Source organism: Albimonas pacifica, from assembly GCF_900113695.1.
In the GTDB taxonomy this organism is placed as follows: domain Bacteria; phylum Pseudomonadota; class Alphaproteobacteria; order Rhodobacterales; family Rhodobacteraceae; genus Albimonas; species Albimonas pacifica.
On the sequence record NZ_FOQH01000008.1, the window covers coordinates 132,137 to 147,769 of the forward strand.

Annotated in this window: 13 protein-coding genes; 4 read left to right on the plus strand and 9 right to left on the minus strand. The window is 73.3% G+C overall.

All coding sequences use genetic code 11. From position 1 onward, the window contains the following. Positions 1–14: 14 nt before the first annotated feature. The 8 genes from BM064_RS17805 to BM064_RS17840 all read right to left on the minus strand — a co-directional run bounded on the left by BM064_RS17805 (position 15) and on the right by BM064_RS17840 (position 8,438). Positions 15–383, minus strand: a complete 369-nt coding sequence (locus BM064_RS17805) for a hypothetical protein (protein ID WP_092861801.1) — start codon at positions 381–383, stop codon at positions 15–17. Next, entirely contained in the window at positions 380–2,749 is a 2,370-nt protein-coding gene (locus tag BM064_RS17810; RefSeq protein WP_092861803.1) for a hybrid sensor histidine kinase/response regulator, read from the minus strand. The genes BM064_RS17805 and BM064_RS17810 overlap by 4 nt, the downstream gene beginning before the upstream one ends. Continuing rightward, on the minus strand, positions 2,724–3,269 hold the full coding sequence (locus tag BM064_RS17815) for a putative pterin-binding protein (protein ID WP_092861805.1): 546 nt from the start codon (positions 3,267–3,269) through the stop codon (positions 2,724–2,726). The genes BM064_RS17810 and BM064_RS17815 overlap by 26 nt, the downstream gene beginning before the upstream one ends. Positions 3,270–3,369: 100 nt before the next feature. After that, the gene (locus BM064_RS17820) at positions 3,370–4,446 is read right to left on the minus strand and encodes a branched-chain amino acid ABC transporter permease (RefSeq protein WP_092861807.1); all 1,077 of its coding nucleotides are present in this window, start codon (positions 4,444–4,446) and stop codon (positions 3,370–3,372) included. A gap of 7 nt (positions 4,447–4,453) precedes the next feature. Next, the gene (locus BM064_RS17825) at positions 4,454–5,488 is read right to left on the minus strand and encodes a branched-chain amino acid ABC transporter permease (protein ID WP_092861809.1); all 1,035 of its coding nucleotides are present in this window, start codon (positions 5,486–5,488) and stop codon (positions 4,454–4,456) included. Next, the gene (locus BM064_RS17830) at positions 5,485–6,213 is read right to left on the minus strand and encodes an ABC transporter ATP-binding protein (protein ID WP_092861811.1); all 729 of its coding nucleotides are present in this window, start codon (positions 6,211–6,213) and stop codon (positions 5,485–5,487) included. The genes BM064_RS17825 and BM064_RS17830 overlap by 4 nt, the downstream gene beginning before the upstream one ends. Next, a complete protein-coding gene (locus BM064_RS17835; protein WP_092861813.1) occupies positions 6,206–6,970 on the minus strand; it encodes an ABC transporter ATP-binding protein in 765 nt (254 codons plus the stop codon). Before BM064_RS17835 ends, BM064_RS17830 begins: the two co-directional genes overlap by 8 nt. A 289-nt stretch (positions 6,971–7,259) precedes the next feature. Further along, the gene (locus BM064_RS17840) at positions 7,260–8,438 is read right to left on the minus strand and encodes a substrate-binding domain-containing protein (protein WP_092861815.1); all 1,179 of its coding nucleotides are present in this window, start codon (positions 8,436–8,438) and stop codon (positions 7,260–7,262) included. 362 nt (positions 8,439–8,800) lie between these two features. On the opposite strand from BM064_RS17840, the gene BM064_RS17845 reads away from it, so the two are divergent. Next, positions 8,801–10,072 (plus strand): imelysin family protein, encoded by a 1,272-nt coding sequence (locus tag BM064_RS17845; protein ID WP_092861817.1) that lies wholly within the window; start codon positions 8,801–8,803, stop codon positions 10,070–10,072. A gap of 120 nt (positions 10,073–10,192) precedes the next feature. Here the strand turns inward: BM064_RS17845 and BM064_RS17850 are convergent, their stop codons facing one another. Then, the gene (locus tag BM064_RS17850; RefSeq protein WP_092861819.1) at positions 10,193–11,209 is read right to left on the minus strand and encodes a hypothetical protein; all 1,017 of its coding nucleotides are present in this window, start codon (positions 11,207–11,209) and stop codon (positions 10,193–10,195) included. Between the two features lie 568 nt (positions 11,210–11,777). On the opposite strand from BM064_RS17850, the gene BM064_RS17855 reads away from it, so the two are divergent. The 3 genes from BM064_RS17855 to BM064_RS17865 are packed head-to-tail and all read left to right on the plus strand — an operon-like array spanning position 11,778 to position 15,627. Continuing rightward, a complete protein-coding gene (locus BM064_RS17855) occupies positions 11,778–13,373 on the plus strand; it encodes a di-heme oxidoreductase family protein (protein ID WP_092861821.1) in 1,596 nt (531 codons plus the stop codon). Then, a complete protein-coding gene (locus tag BM064_RS17860) occupies positions 13,373–14,566 on the plus strand; it encodes an imelysin family protein (RefSeq protein ID WP_092861823.1) in 1,194 nt (397 codons plus the stop codon). The genes BM064_RS17855 and BM064_RS17860 overlap by 1 nt, the downstream gene beginning before the upstream one ends. An 11-nt stretch (positions 14,567–14,577) precedes the next feature. Then, positions 14,578–15,627 (plus strand): DUF1513 domain-containing protein, encoded by a 1,050-nt coding sequence (locus BM064_RS17865; RefSeq protein ID WP_092861825.1) that lies wholly within the window; start codon positions 14,578–14,580, stop codon positions 15,625–15,627. Positions 15,628–15,633 lie beyond the last annotated feature (6 nt).

Here is a 15,633-nt window from a genome sequence, read left to right on the forward strand (position 1 = left end):
CGCTCCGCGCCGGCTCAGATCGGCGGCAGGCGCGGCCCGCCGGCCGCGAGCTCCTCGCGCAGGGCCGCGAGCGCGACGGCGGCGGCCTCCGGGTCCTGGCGCTTGGCCGCGCCCTCCAGCGCGTTCAGCCGCCCCCCGATCCCGGGAAACCCAAGAAGCAGGGCATGGCCCGCCGCCGCATGGGCGCGGCGGGCGAGGCCGGTCCAGGCCGTGGGTTCTGTCGCGCGGGGCAGGGGAGGCGCGCCGGGGCCCGCGATCCCCTGCAGCGCGGCGCGCAGGCCCGCGACATGGGCGCCCAGCCGGTCAGGCGCCATCACGCACAGCAGGTCCGACAGGCGCGCGGCGTCCATCGCCTCGGGGGGCTGCTGGGATCCGGCGGTCATGGCAGGGCCTCCTGCGGGGCGGCGCCCGCGCGGCCGCGAAGGATCGCGGCGATGCGGTCCGGGGCCAGCGGCTTGGTGAGGATGTGATCGATGCCCTGGGCGCGGACCTCGGCCACCACCTCCTCGTCGGCATAGGCGGTCAGCGCCACCACCAGGCTGTCGCGCGAGCCGCCGGGCGCGGCGCGCAGGGCGCGGGCGACGTCGGCGCCGGTGCCGTCGGGAAGCTGCAGGTCGAGCAGCACCAGGTCGTAGGCCCTGGCCGTGCCCATCGCCGCCGCGCCGGCGGCGGTGTCGGCATGGTCGGCCGCGAAGCCCGCGCGCGCGAGCTGGGCGAGGGTGACCTCCGCCAGCAGCGGATCGTCCTCGACCAGCAGGACCGAGGCGCCGGCCCCCTCCAGCGCCGCCAGCGCCGGGCGGGGGCGGCGGGCGGGACGCCTGGCCTGCGCGACCAGCGCCGAGAACCAGAAGATCGAGCCGCCGCCCGGGCGCGGGCGATGCTCGATCTCGCCCCCCATCCCCGCCAGGATCCGCCGGCAGATCGCGAGGCCCAGGCCCAGGCCGCGGGTCGCGGTGCGCCGCTCGGCCGAGGGGCTGCGTCCGGGCGCGGCGGCGGGCGGCGCGAGCAGGGGCGCGGGCGACGTCCAGCCGCGGGGCGCGTCGGCCTCGGCCGCCGCTCCCGCGCGGCGGCGCGCGGCGCCCCAGTGCTGGCGGAACGGCTCGAAGATCAGGGCGCGCGCCTCGGGCGGGACGCCGGGGCCGGTGTCCTCGACCTCGACCAGCAGGCGGCGGCGGCCCTCGCCGTCGGGCTCGGAGAGATAGGCGCGCAGCGCCACATGGCCCCGGCGGGTGAACTTGAGCGCGTTGGTCAGCAGGTTCTCCGCCACCTGGCGCAGGCGCACCCGGTCGGCGCGCACCCAGGCGCCGCGCAGCGCCGAAAGGTCGGCCTGGAAGGCCAGGCCCCGCGCCTCCGCCCGCGGGGCGGTGGCCACGCAGACCGCGTCGAAGAGGTCGTGGAGGTCGAAGTCCTGGGGCTTGCTCTCCAGCGTGCCGCCGGTGACGGCGGCGAACTCGAAGACGTCCTCGGACATGGTCGCGATCACCTCCGCGGCCTGGCGGGCGTTGGACAGGTGGCGTCGGCGGACGGGATCGCCCGGCCCCTCGCCCTCGTCGGCGAGCTCCAGCGCGCCGATCAGCGCCGCGATCGGGGTGCGCAGCTCGTGGCCGATGACGGCGAGCATCTCCGAGCGTTCGGCCGACAGCGCCTCGGCCTTGTCGCGGGCGGCGACCAGGTCGGTGACGTCGGCGACGGCGATCATGTAGCCGCCCTCGGTCGGGCGGCCGCTGTCGACCAGCAGCTTGCGCCCGTCGGCGCGCACCTGCAGGCGGCGTTCGCGCGCGGGGCCGTAGAGGGCGGCCTCGGCCTCGGCCCACTGGCTCTCGCGCCCCGTCGCGTCGGGGACGTGGGGGGCGAGGGCCGCGAAATGCTCGCGCGCCGTGCGCCCCTCCGCCCAGGTCATGCCCTCGACGGCGTGGAGGGCGCGGAACCCCTCGTTGCACTGCTGCAGGCGGCCGGCCTCGTCGAAGAAGGCGACGCCGTTGGCCGAGGCCCCGAGGGCCGCGTCGAAGCGCGCCCGCGCGGCGAGCAGCCGGCTCGCCAGCCGCAGCACGAAGCGCAGCGCCAGCGCGGCGGCGAGGCCCGAGGCCAGCGCCAGCACGGCGAAGCGGATCTGCTGGCGGCGCTGACGCTCGCGCAGCTCGCTCAGCGCCTGGAAGAGCTGGGGGCGCAGGCGCAGTTCGTCGTCGTAGACGGCCCGGCCCATGCGGCGCAGCGGTTCCTCCCAGGCGCGCACGAAGCCCAGCATCGCCTCCAGCGCGGCGTCGGCGTGGGGGAACGGATCCTCGGGCGGGGGCGCTCCGGGGACGAGGCCCAGGCGCGCGTCCAGCGCCTCCAGCGCCTCGATCATCGCGGCGAGGCGGCGCAGGTGCGCAGGCCCGTCGCGCGCGACCTGCACGCGGGCGGAGAAGCTCTCGGTCGTCAGCAGGTCGAGCCGGCTCCACAGGATGTCGTACTGCAGGGCGACGGCGTCGGGGATCGGCGAGGGGGCGGAGGCGTCGGGCGCCGCCCCCGCGGCCCGGGCCTGGGCGATCCGGTCGGCCAGGCGCAGCATCTCGATCTCGGTCTGGTGGGCGAGCCAGGAGACTGCGCCCTCGACGATGGCGGCGCGGCTTTCCTCCAGCTCGCGGGTGGCGCGGAAGTCGACGCTGGCCGACCAGACCATCACCCCGAAGATCGCGACGGCGGCCGCCGCGACCGGGAACGGCAGCCAGTCCAGCCAGCGCCTAGCGCGGGCCGAAGGCGATCGCATTGACCTGCCAGATCCACATATGGGTGTTGTCGGTGGCCGCGAGCTCGGGGCGGGCCTCGGACGGGAAGACCAGCCACAGCGGGCCCTTGTCGCGCACCGACATGGGCTTGCCGTCCATCTTCATCGCCAGCACGCCGCCGTCGGCGATGATCTGCCCGGCGTCGAGCGTGATCTGGTAGGCGTTGAGCGCGGTCAGGGCCACGGGCCCCCCGCTCGCGCCCACGCGGGCGGCGAGGTCGGCGAAGGCCACGCCCTCGAACTCCACCACGCCCTCGGTCCAGGGGGTCACGGCGCGGACCCGGGTCTGGGGCATGGCCGCGAGCTCGGCGAGCGTGATCGAGGTCTCTGCGTCGGCCTCCCCCTCCCGGTGGACGGCGACGGCGAGGTCGAGCGCCGAGGCGGCCGCGGGCGGCGCGCTCAGCGCCGCGACCCCTGCCGCGGCGATCACGCCCAGCGGGGCCACGAGGCAGGCCGCCCAGACGGCGACGGCGGACAGGCGGGCGGGCAGGGCGATCGTCATCGGCGAGGGCTCCGGAGCTGCGGACGCGGGAGGGGCGGCGCGCCCGGAGGGGTCGCGCCGCCGCTCGGCGTCTTCTGCGCCGGAATCCTCTAAGGCTTGGTTACGTCCGCCCCGCCGGCCGCCGGGCCTGCCGCAGCCGCCCCACCACGCCTGAGGGGAAGAAGTAGATCGAGGCGATGAACAGCAGCCCCAGCCACAGCAGCCAGCGGTCGGGGTTCAGCAGGTCGGGCAGCAGCGGCAGGCCGGCGGTCGTCTCGGCCGCGCCGGCCATGACCTCCTGCAGGTAGGTCTGCGCCAGCACCAGCAGGGTCGCCCCGATGGCCGCGCCGTAGAGCGTGCCCATGCCGCCGATCACCACCATCAGCAGCACGTCGATCATGATCTCGAACCCCATCGCCGTGCCGGGCCCGACGTAGCGCAGCCAGATCGCGAACAAGGATCCGGCGAGCGCCGCGCAGGCGGCCGAGAGGCAGGTGGCGAGCGTGCGGAAGGCGACCACGCGATAGCCGATCGCCTCGGCGCGGAAGTCGTTTTCGCGGATCGCCTGCAGGACCCGGCCGAAGGGCGAGTTCACCACCCGCAGCAGCCCGAGGAAGATCACGAGCGAGCCGCCGAAGACCAGGTAATAGTTCAGCAGTTTGCCGTTGAGGCTGGCGCCCAGCAGCTTGCCCTCGGCGAAGCGGAAGGCGGGCGTCAGCTCCCGCGGGATCGAGAAGGAGAGGCCGTCCTCCCCCCCGGTGATCGCGCTGAGCTGGGAGACCAGCACCGCCACGGCCGAGGCGACCGCCAGCGTGATCATGGCGAAGAAGATCGCCCGCACGCGGAGGGAGAACAGGCCGATGACCAGCGCCACGGCGGCGGCGAGCAGGGCGCCGGCTAGGGTTCCCACCACCACGGGCAGGAAGCCGCGCTCCATGTTCTCGCAGGCCAGCGCGACCCCGTAGGCGCCCATGCCGAAGAACATGGTGTGCGCGAAGCTGACGATGCCCGCGTAGCCCAGCATCAGGTCGTAGCTCGCCGCCAGCGCGATGAAGACCGAGATGCGGGCCGCGGTTTCGAGCGAGCGCGTGCCGGGGAACAGGAACGGCGCGAAGGCGAGGCAGAGGAAGATGACCAGCAGCACCAGGCTCAGGGCGCGGGAGCGGGGCATGTCCCCCGAGAGGATCCGGGTCAGCATGGGGCCCTCACTTCGCTTTCACGACAGGGGTCATCCCCTGCGGCCGCCACATCAGGATCGCGGCCATCAGCCCGATGTTGGAGATCAGCGCCGCCTTGGGCGCGAGGAAGGCCACGTAGTTCTGCAGGAGCCCCACCATCAGCGCCGCGATGAAGCAGCCCTCGACCGAGCCGAGCCCCCCGATGATGATCACGATGAAGACGAGGATCATCGTCTCCTGCCCCATGTGGGCGGTGATCACCTGCTCGTAGAGGCCCCACATCACGCCGCCGAGCCCCGCGAGCGCCGAGCCCGCGACGAAGACGCCGATGAAGACGCGCTCGATGCGGTAGCCCAGCGCCTGCACCATCTCGCCGTTCTCGACGCCGGCGCGCACGATCAGGCCGATGCGGGTGCGCTTCAGGGTCAGGCGCAGGGCGAGGAAGACCACGAGGCCGAGGGCCACCGCCACCAGCCGGTATTTCTCCAGCGCGGCGCCGGCGAAGGTGATCGCGCCCTGGAAGGCGGCGGGACGTTCGATGAAGATCTCGACCGGGCCCCAGAGGACGTAGATCAGCTGCTCGACCACGATCAGCCCGCCCATGGTGACCAGGATCTGCTTGAGGTGGGCGCCGTAGACGGGGCGCACGATCACCCGCTCGAAGGCGTAGCCCATCACGCCGGTGGCGAGCATGGCGCAGGCGACCGCCAGCAGCACCGCGAAGCCGTTGAGCCAGATCGAGGCCTCGGCCGTCATCCCCGGCATCAGCATCAGCGCGGTGACGCCGACGAAGGCCCCGACCGAGACGAAGGCGCCGTGGCCGAAGTTGATGACGTCCATCAGGCCGAACACCAGCGTCATGCCCGCGGCCATGGTGAAGATCATCATCCCCATGGCGAGGCCCGAGACCGTCAGCGTCAGCCACGAGGATTGCTGGTCGATCGCCAGCCACCCCAGCGCCGCCAGCGCCAGCAGCAGCAGCACCGGCGCGTGGGGCGACAGCCGGTCCGCCAGCGAGGCGCGGGAGAATGTGGGGCGGTGCTCGGGCGCAAGCTCGGTCATCCGTGGCCCCCTTCCATGCTGAGACCCATCAGCTTCTCCTGAAGCGCGGGGTCGGCGGCGAGCGTGGCCATCGCTCCGGTCCATACGATCCTGCCGTCGTCCATCACCGCCACGTGGTCCCCCAGCGCGCGGGCCATCGAGAAATTCTGCTCGACCAGCAGGATGGTCGCGCCGGCGGCCTTCAGGTCCTTCAGCGCCTTCACCAGCGTTCCCACGATGGCGGGGGCGAGGCCCTTGGACGGCTCGTCGATCAGGTAGAGCTTTCGCTCTTCGCACACCGCCCGGGCGACGGAGAGCATCTGCTTCTGCCCACCCGAGAGGTTTCCGGCGGGCAGCTTCCAGAACGTCTTCAGCGGCGGAAAAACGGAAAAGATCCAGTCGAGCCGCGCCCGGTCCAGCGGGCCGGAGACGGCCGCCAGCACCATGTTCTCCTCGACCGAGAGGTCGGAGAAGACGCCCATGTTCTCAGGCACCAGCGCCACGCCCGCACGGGCGATGACCGGGGTGGGCAGGGCGGCGATGTCCCGGCCGTCGAGCAGGATCCGGCCTTGCCGGGCCCGCCACAGGCCCATGATGGTGCGCAGGGTCGTGGTCTTGCCGGCGCCGTTGCGGCCGAGCAGCATGGTGACCTCGCCGGCGGGGACCGCGACGTCGACGCCCTGCAGGATGTGATACTGCTCGATGTCGGTGAAGACGCCCTCGAGGCGCAGGAGCGGCTCAGACATCGGCGATCTCCTTGCCGAGGTAGGCTTCCTGCACGACGGCGGAGGCCATGACCTCGGCCGGCTCCCCGTCCGCCGCCAGCGCGCCGTTGTGCAGGACGATGATGCGGTCGGCGAGCGTGCGGATCACGTCCATCTTGTGCTCGACCAGCAGGATCGCGTGGCCGCCTTCCGCCTTCAGCTCGGCGATCAGGTCGAGGACCACGGGCGCCTCGTCCATCGACATGCCGGCGGTGGGCTCGTCGAACATGTAGACGCGGGGCTGGAGCGCGATCAGCAGCGCCACCTCCAGCTTGCGCTGGTCGCCATGCGACAGCGCCGAGACGGTCTGGTCGGCGAGCCGCGTCAGCCGCACCCGCTCCAGCGCATGGTCCGCGGCCTCGATCAGCTCCGGGTGGCGGGAGGCCATGGAGAACATATCAAAACCCTTGCGGGCCTTGGACTGGGCGACCAGGCGGACGTTTTCGCGCACCGTCAGGCTGGGAAACAGATTGGTCAGCTGGAACGCCCGCCCCAGCCCGAGGTGGGTGCGGGTCGAGGCGGAGGCGCGGGTGACGTCCCGCCCCTCCAGCAGCACCTGGCCCTCGGTGGCGGGCAGCTGGCCGGAGATCAGGTTGAAATAGGTGGTCTTGCCGGCGCCGTTGGGCCCGACGATGGCGGTCAGCTCCCCCGCCCCGAAGGCGCAGGAGACGTGATCCACCGCGACATGCCCGCCGAAGCGGATGGTGAGGCCCTTCGTCTCGAGGACGGGATCGGTCAAGGGAAGCTCCGCCGTGAGGTCTGCGATTTCTGGCGACGCCCGCCCCGGAGCCGGGCGCCGGAAGGAGGGCGGAGGCGGTCTCGCCGCCGGGGTGGGCGGGCGGGCGGCGGCGAGACCGCCTCCGCCCGGGCCGCGAGCGCCTCCCGAGGAGGTCGTCGCGCCGTCGTCCTGGCCGTGGAGGCCGCGTCCCCCGGCGGCCGTCGCGCCCCGCCCCCGAGGGCGTCGCCCGGGGCGGGCCGCGAGAGGCCCCGGGTCGAGCCCGGGGCGCCCTCGCGCCGAGGTCTGCGCCTCAGTTGCGGATGGGGATGTCCATGTCCTCGATGGTCAGCTCGCGGACCAGTTCGGGGATCGCCCACTCGACCTCGGGGTCGACCTTGATCTTGAAGTGATACATCGACTGCAGGGCCTGGTGGTCCTCGGCGCGGAACTTCATCAGGCCCTTGGGGGTCTGCCACTCCATGCCTTCCATGGCCGCGATCAGGTCCTCGGTGTCGGTGCCGCCGGCCTTCTTGATCGCCTCGACCACCGCCAGCCCCGCGGCCATGCCGCCGGCGGTGAAGAAGTCGGGGGGCGAGCCGAAACGGGCCTCGTGCTGCTCGACCAGCCAGTCGTTGATCGGGTTCTTGGGGATCTCGTAGTAGTAATACGTCGCCCCCTCCATGCCCGGGAACTCCTTGTAGGCGGGCATCGCGGCGAGGATGTTGCCCCCCGTGGCGATCTCGATCCCGAAGCGCGAGGGGTCCATGGCGTTGACCTTGGACATCGGGTTGCCGCCGCCCGCCCAGATCACGAACAGCTTCTTGCTCCCGTCGAGGTCCTTCATGGCGTTGAAGATCCGCTCGGCCGCGGCGGTGAAGTCGGTGGTGTCGGTGGGCACGTATTCCTCGTGCACCAGCTCGGCCGGGGTGCCCGCCAGCGCCTCCTTGAACGCCGCCACGCCGTCGCGGCCGAAGGCGTAGTCCTGGGCGAGGGTGGCGATCTTCACCCCCTCCTTGCCCAAGGCCACCGCGTTCGAGATCGCGTCCTGCGAGCTGTTGCGCCCGGTGCGGAAGATGAAGCGGTTCCAGTTCTCGCCGGTGATCGAGTCCGCCACCGCCGGCTCGACGATCAGGATCTTCTCGTATTCCTCCGCGACCGGCAGCATCGCCAGCGCCACGCCCGAGGAGACCGGGCCGACCGCCAGCGCCACGTCGTCGTCGCCATAGGCCTCGGCCAGCAGCGCCTTGCCCTGGTCGGGCTTGAGCTGGGTGTCCTTCTCGATCACGACGATCTTCTCGCCGTCGATCTCCATGGTCCCGCCGGTGGCGTACTCCAGCCCCATCATCAGCCCGGTGTGGGACTGCTTGGCATAGGCCTCCAGCGGGCCGGTCTTGCCGTAGACATGGGCGATCCTGATCTCGGCCGAGGCGGCGCCTGCGGCCAGCGCCGCAAGGGACGCGGCCGCGGCGAGGCGGACGACGAGCTTCATGGCGAATTCCTCCCTGCGCGGCGCGGGACCGGCGATCCCTCCCGGACCGGTTCCCATTCCGCGGAATTGCGTTGTGGAACGGACGCTAGGAGGGGCGCGACGCCTTCGTCAAGTTGTCGCAGGCAAGGCGACGCAACGGAATTGACCGCCGATCAGCAATTTTCTTTCGCCCCGCTCGACAATCGCCGGTCCCGCCCGCGGTCGTGCACGCCGTCCGCACGGCGCAGCGCGGGGCCGCTCGGGACCTGCGGAAACCGACTTTTTTGATCGGGGACTCGCCGCGCCCCTTTTCCCGAGCGTTTCGCTCGGCTAACCAGCGGGGAGATCCGAGCCCGTCCGACGCCCATCGCAGGAGATCTCCGATGCCCGCTCCTTCCCGCGCCGCCCGCCTGGCGCTCGTCGCCGCCCCGCTCGCGCTTCTCGCCCTCCCCGCCGCGGCGGTGGAGAAGACCGAGGTTCTGGCGACCTACGCCGACATCGCGAAGGCGGGCTACGAGGACAGCCTGGCGACCGCGAAGCGCCTGCAGGAAGCGGTCGCGGCGCTGACCTCGGAGGCCTCGCCCCAGGCGCTGGCCGCCGCGAAGGCCGCCTGGCTGCAGGCCCGCGTGCCCTACCAGCAGACCGAGGCGTTCCGCTTCGGCAACCCGGTCGTCGACGACTGGGAGGGCCGGGTGAACGCCTGGCCGCTGGACGAGGGCCTGATCGATTACGTCGAGGACGGCGGCGCCACGGACGAGAACCCCTACGCCGGCATCAACGTCGTCGCCTCGGAGAGCTTCGAGCTGAACGGCGAGACGGTCGACGCCTCGGAGATCACGCCCGAGCTGCTCCAGCAGACCCTGCACGAGGCCGACGGCATCGAGGCCAACGTCGCCACCGGCTACCACGCCATCGAGTTCCTGCTGTGGGGCCAGGACCTGAACGGCACGGACCACGGCGCCGGCGCCCGCCCCTGGACCGACTACGCGGCGGGCGAGGCCTGCACCGGCGGCCATTGCGACCGCCGCGCCGAATACCTCACGGCCGCGACCGATCTGCTGGTCTCCGACCTCGAGGAGATCGTGGGCGCCTGGGGCGACGCGGGCGCGGCGCGCGAGGCGCTGATGGCCGATCCCGACGCGGGCGTGGTGGCGATCCTGACCGGCATGGGCAGCCTTTCCTACGGCGAGCAGGCGGGCGAGCGCATGAAGCTGGGCCTGATGCTCAACGACCCGGAGGAGGAGCACGACTGCTTCTCCGACAACACCCACAACTCGCATTTCTACGACGGCATCGGCGTGCGCAACGTCTACACCGGGCGCTACGTGCGGGTGGACGGCACGGTGGTGTCCGGCCCCTCCGTCTCCGAGCTGGTGGCCGAGACCGACGCGCAGACCGACGCCGACCTGCGCGAGGCGCTGGACCGCTCGGTGCAGGCGCTCGGCGAGATCAAGATCGCGGCCGAGGCGGGCTTCTCCTACGACCAGATGCTGGCGCGGGGCTCGCAGGCCGGCGAGGCGCTGATCGGCGGCGCGGTGGAGGCGCTGGTCGAGCAGACCCGCGCCATCGAGCGCGCGGTCGCGGCCCTGAACCTGCAGCCCATCGCCTTCGAGGGGTCGGACAGCCTCGACAACCCCACGGCCGTTTTCCAGTAAGCGGACGGGCCTGCGCCCCGGGCCTCGCCCGGATCTGCGCCCCGGGCCTCGTCCGGATCTGCAACGCAACAGGGCCGCCCCGGTGGGGGCGGCCCTTCTGTCTTGCGGTCGGGCCGCCGCTCAGAAGCGGAAGCGCACGCCGGTGAAGACGGCGTCGCCGTCCGAGTAGTCGGCCGAGTTGTCGGAATAGTCGTAGTTGCGGTAGGTCGCGTAGACCTCGAGATTGGCCGCGTCGATCTTCTGGACCACGGCCAGGCCGTAGCTGTCCGAAGAGGACGAGGTGATGCCCGCGCCCGCGTCCAGGTTCACGTCGTCGCCGGTGTAGTAATCCACCGAGAACGAGGTCGAGCCCCAGGACACCAGGTCCCGCGTGATGCCGACCTTGGTGTAGACGAAGGAGGCCTCGCCCTCGGTCAGGCCTCCGGCGAGGGTGAGGTTCAGGCCCGTGGGCTTGTGCAGGGTGGTGGCCGAGGCGAGGTAGCGCGCGTCGTTGTCGTCGCGCAGCGCCATGCCCGTCGCGCCCTGCAGCGCGAAGTCCCCGAAGCCGCCCACATAGGACAGCGAGGCGTCGAACAGGTTCTGCTCGCGCACCGCGCGGCTGTCGTTGAGCAGGTCGCGCCCGTAGGAGGCCGAGACCCCGAAGCCTGCGAAGCGCGGCGTGTCGTAGCGCACGCGCACCCGGCGCGAGCCGTCGAAGTTGGCGAAGGCGTCGCCCACCGACACGCCCGAGATCGAGCCCGGCCCCCCGGCGCCCGTGAAGCGGAAGAGCTGCCCCGAGGCCGAGTCCGCCAGCGCCGAGGACGCCACCAGCCCGGTGCCCGAGAGGTCGCGCTCGGCCACCCCGTCCGTCGCCATGCCGCCCTGGCCGACCGAGAGGTCGCCGAACTGGGCGAAGTGGAAGATGAAGTCGATCCGGCGGATGTTCGACTTCTGCAGCTGCCACTCCTGGTCGGAAATGGAATCGTCGACCACGTTGACCCGGCCGGTGGAGTAGGGGTCGTAGCCGATCTCGTAGACGTTCTCGAAGGACCAGGTCCGGAAGTCCTTCTCGAACCGCAGGCCGATGCGCGAGTTCGAGTTGGCGGCGTCGACGAACGGATAGACCTCGGTCTGGCGGCCGTCGTCATAGACCAGCACGCCGCGGTTGATCTGGCCGTAGAGCTCCAGCGTGCCGCCGAGCAGCGGCCACTCGAGTTCGGGGATGGTCTGCGCGGCGGCCGGGCCGGCCAGCGCCAGCGCGAGCCCCGGGGCCAGCGCGGCCCGGGCGAGGGAGGGGGGACAGGCATAGGGGGGCCTTTCATCAGGTCGGGGTCCGCGCGGGAGGACGCGGCCCCGCTCGAGAGCCAGTCTGCCTTGGACCGCAACGGGGTCGGTCCTGGGTAAGGTCCCCTTATCTCCACGCCGAGCGTGACTCCTTTGTGACAATGCGGCGCAGGTCCGGAGGGGGCCTCCGTTTCGACCATGCAGGCGCTGCGTAAAACGACGGGCCGGGGAATGCGTAAACTCAATGTTTCCGATACGCGGGCTTATATTGCGGCGACGCGCGACATTGTTCGTCATTTTACGAGAACGTCATCGTCGGGCGCCTGGCTTCGCGGCGCCGGCCGGGCAGGGGGCGGCGCCGCGCACTGTGACCGGCCGACGCCTTGCGGGCGGCGCGAATTTCCGACCATACCGCTCGGGTTGATGCCGGAGCCGAGTCGTCATGGTCCTCGCCGCCCGATCCCGCCGCGTGTCGCGCGCGCTGCCGCTGCTGGCCCTGGCGCTGGCCGCGCCGGTCGCGGCCGGGGCGGGGGAGCTCGGGGCCGGCGGGATCCCGGCCGCCGCCCTCCAGGACCCCGCGCTGCCCGTCGTGCCGCGCACGCCGGCCGAGCGGGCGCGCATCGCCGTGGCGCTGGCGCCGGTCGAGGACTTTTCCGCCGCCGAGCCCTTCGAGGCGATGCCGGGCGGCGCCGCCACCTCGCGCAAGCTCGCCAACCGCGACGCGTTCTCCCAGTCCTCGGCCAACATGCCCTTCGAGCGGGAGATGGACTTCAAGCTCGGCAACGGGCTGTTCCGCAAGCTGTGGGTCTCCTCGCCGTCCTCGACGAAGGCCTCGGACGGGCTGGGGCCCTACTACAACGCCCGCTCCTGCCAGCGCTGCCACCTCAAGGACGGGCGCGGGCACGTGCCGCCCGAGGGCGGGGAGGGGGAGGGCGCGGCCCGCACGATCTTCCTGCGCGTCTCGGTCCCGGGCGAGCCCTCGGACCTGCCCGCGGGGCTGCAGGCGGTGGAGGGATACCTCGCCACCCTGCCGGACCCGGTCTACGGCGAGCAGCTGCAGGACTTCGCGCTGCCCGGGATGACCCCGGAATACCGGCTGGGCGTGGAGTGGACCTACGAGACCGTCGCGCTGGCGGGCGACGAGACCGCCGAGCTGCGCCGCCCGAGCTGGCGCGCCGGGGACCTCGGCCACGGGCCGCTGGCGGCGGGGGCGATGCTCTCGCCCCGCATCGCGCCGCAGATGATCGGGCTGGGGCTGCTGGAGGCGATCTCGGTCGAGGACATCCTCGCGAACGCCGACCCGGAGGACGCGGACGGGGACGGGATCTCGGGGCGGGCCAACGTGGTCTGGTCGGCGCGCCACCAGCGCCCGCTGCTGGGCCGCTTCGGGCTGAAGGCCGGCAAGGCCACGGTCGAGGAGCAGTCGGCCGCGGCCTTCGCGGGCGACATCGGCATCTCGACCCCCCTGCACCCCGCCCCCTGGGGCGAGTGCATGCCCGCGCAGACCGAGTGCCGCGACGCCCCCCACGGCGACGACCCCGAGCGCGACGGCTTCGAGGCGGACGCAGAGGCGCTGCGGCTGGTGACCTTCTACGCCCGCAACCTCGCCGTGCCGGCGCGGCGGGACTGGGAGGCGCCGCAGGCGCTCGCCGGCAAGCGGGCCTTCCACGCGGCCGGCTGCGCCGCCTGCCACACGCCCCGCTTCGTGACCCAGCGGCTGGAGGACCGGCCCGAGCAGTCCTTCCAGCTGATCTGGCCCTACACCGACCTGCTGCTGCACGACATGGGCGAGGGCCTGGCCGACCGCCGCCCCGAGGCGCGCGCCACGGGCCGCGAGTGGCGCACCCCGCCGCTGTGGGGCGTGGGCCTGACCGCGACCGTCAGCGGCCACACCGAATTCCTGCACGACGGGCGCGCCCGCACGTTGCTGGAGGCGATCCTGTGGCACGGGGGCGAGGCGCAGGCCGCCCGCGACCGCGTCGTCGCCATGCCCCCGCCCGAGCGCGCCGCCCTGCTGAGCTTCCTGGAGTCCCTGTGATGCCCCCCGATCACGACGCCGACCGCGAAGACGACCGCGACGCCCCCGGGGCCAAGCCCCGCAATGAGGCGCTGGCGAAGCCCCGCGATGGAGCCGGGGCGAAGCCCGGCGATGGAGCCGGCGCGGCGGCCCGCCCGCGCGGCCCCGCCCGCCGGGGGTTCATGGCGCTGGGGGCGGCGATGATCGCCTCGCCCTTCGTCGCCTCGCGCCGCACCTCCGCCGCGACCTCGACCGAGGTTCTGGCGAAGATCGCCGAGGCCGCGCTCGAGACCCAGGTGCTGCCCGGCCACAAGCGCTTCGCCTCCGCCGCCGCGGCGCTGGCCGAGGCCGCGAAGGGCTGCGCGCGCCCCTCGGTGCTGCGCGCCGCCTACCACCGCGCCTTCGACGACTGGATGGCGATCAGCCACCTGCGCTTCGGCCCCGCCGAGGCGGAGGGGCGGGCGCTCGCCGTCGAGTTCTGGCCCGACCCGCGCGGCTTCGTGCGCCGCTCCGTCGACGGGCTGCTGGCCGACGAGGACCCGGTGGTCGACGACCCCGAGGCGTTCCACGAGGTCTCGGTCGCCGCCCGCGGGCTGATGGCGGTCGAGCGGCTGGTGTTCGACGCCGGGCGCCCGGATCTCTCGGGCGGCTACCCCTGCCGGCTGCTGGCCGCGATCGCCGCCGACCTCGCGCGCACCGCCGAGGCGCTGCACGTCGACTGGCGCGACAGCCACGCCCCCGACATGCGCCGGGCCGCCCGCGGCGAGGGCGTCATCTACCGCAGCGTCGAGGAGCCGCCGCGCGTCCTCTACACCGCCCTGATGGGCGGCGCGCGGATGACGATCGAGAAGCGCCTGGGCGAGCCGCTGGGAACCTTCGACCGCGCCTGGCCCGCGAAGGCCGAGGCCTGGCGCTCCGCGCGCAGCCTGCGCAACGTGGAGCTGTCGCTGCAGGCGCTCTCGACGCTGGCCGAGTGCTTCGCGCCCGCGCTCGAGCCCGAGGCGCTGAAATCCCAGCGCGCGGGATGGGAGCGGGCGATCCAGCTCGCCCGCCGCGCGCCCGCGCCCCTGCACGAGGCGGTCGAGGACCCCGGCCGCCGCTTCGCCATCGAGTCCGTGCAGTCCGCCGCCGAGACCGCCCGCGAGCGGTTCGAGCATCTGGCGGGGCCGGCGGTCGGCATCTCGCCCGGGTTCAACGCGCTCGACGGCGACTGAGGGAGGCGGCGATGGACGGAAGCCTCATGCAGGCGGCAGGCGGGGCGGAGCTTTCGCCGGCGCTCGCCCACCTGGTCGCAGCCCGGCTCCCCTCGGGCGCCTTCGCGCTGGTGGGGCTCGCGGCGGACGGGGCGGAGCTGTTCCGCCTGCCCCTGCCGGATCGCGGCCACGCGGCCGCCGTGCATCCCGCGAGGCCCGAGGCGGTGGCCTTCGCGCGCCGGCCGGGGACCTTCGGGCTGGTCGTCGACCTCGTCACGGGCGCCGGGATCGCGCGGCTGGAGACGCCCGAGGGCGTGCATTTCATGGGCCACGGCTGCATCTCCGCCGACGGGACCCGGCTCTATACGCCCGAGAACGACTATGCGCGCGAGCGGGGGATCCTGGGCGTCTGGGACGCCGCCGACTGGCGGCGGCTGGGCGAGATCCCCTCGGGCGGGCTCGGCCCCCATGACGTGATCGAGATGGCCGACGGCGTGCTGGCGGTGGCGAACGGCGGGATCTTCACCGACCCGGCGATGGATCGCCAGAAGCTCAACCTGCCCTCGATGCGCCCTTCGCTCGCCTATCTCGACCCGCGGTCCGGCGCGGTGCTGGAGGCGGTGGAGCCGCCGGCGCGCCAGGCCTCGCTTCGCCATATCGCGATGCGGGCCGACGGCACGATCGCGGCCGCGATGCAGTGGGAGGGGGAGGCCGCGCGCGCCCCCGCCATCCTCGCCCTGCACCGGCGCGGCGAGGCGCTGCGGCTGCTGGAGGCGCCGGCCGAGGCGCAGCGCCGGCTGAAGGGCTACGGCGGCTCGGTCGCCTTCTCCGGCGACGGACGCATGGCGGCGGTGACCTCGCCCCGCGGCGGGGTCGCGCATCTGTTCGACGTGGAGACGGGGGCGTTCCTGGCCGAGATCGACCAGCCCGACGTCTGCGGCGCGGCGCCGGCGGGGGCGGGGCTGCTGCTCTCGGACGGCATGGGCTGGCTGCGCTGGATCGGCCCGGACGGGCGCGAGACGGCGCGGCGCGAGACGCCGGGCCTCGCCTGGGACAACCACCTGGTGCGCGCGGGCGCCTGAGCCGCG

What these genes read in the sequence shown, in the direction of transcription:
- BM064_RS17825 (WP_092861809.1), bottom strand. Translation starts at nt 5,488, where the DNA reads ATGACCGAGCTTGCGCCCGAGCACCGCCCCACATTCTCCCGCGCCTCG.
- BM064_RS17845 (WP_092861817.1), top strand. Translation starts at nt 8,801, where the DNA reads ATGCCCGCTCCTTCCCGCGCCGCCCGCCTGGCGCTCGTCGCCGCCCCG.
- BM064_RS17840 (WP_092861815.1), bottom strand. Translation starts at nt 8,438, where the DNA reads ATGAAGCTCGTCGTCCGCCTCGCCGCGGCCGCGTCCCTTGCGGCGCTG.
- BM064_RS17855 (WP_092861821.1), top strand. Translation starts at nt 11,778, where the DNA reads ATGGTCCTCGCCGCCCGATCCCGCCGCGTGTCGCGCGCGCTGCCGCTG.
- BM064_RS17815 (WP_092861805.1), bottom strand. Translation starts at nt 3,269, where the DNA reads ATGACGATCGCCCTGCCCGCCCGCCTGTCCGCCGTCGCCGTCTGGGCG.
- BM064_RS17805 (WP_092861801.1), bottom strand. Translation starts at nt 383, where the DNA reads ATGACCGCCGGATCCCAGCAGCCCCCCGAGGCGATGGACGCCGCGCGC.
- BM064_RS17810 (WP_092861803.1), bottom strand. Translation starts at nt 2,749, where the DNA reads ATGCGATCGCCTTCGGCCCGCGCTAGGCGCTGGCTGGACTGGCTGCCG.
- BM064_RS17860 (WP_092861823.1), top strand. Translation starts at nt 13,373, where the DNA reads ATGCCCCCCGATCACGACGCCGACCGCGAAGACGACCGCGACGCCCCC.
- BM064_RS17865 (WP_092861825.1), top strand. Translation starts at nt 14,578, where the DNA reads ATGGACGGAAGCCTCATGCAGGCGGCAGGCGGGGCGGAGCTTTCGCCG.
- BM064_RS17830 (WP_092861811.1), bottom strand. Translation starts at nt 6,213, where the DNA reads ATGTCTGAGCCGCTCCTGCGCCTCGAGGGCGTCTTCACCGACATCGAG.
- BM064_RS17820 (WP_092861807.1), bottom strand. Translation starts at nt 4,446, where the DNA reads ATGCTGACCCGGATCCTCTCGGGGGACATGCCCCGCTCCCGCGCCCTG.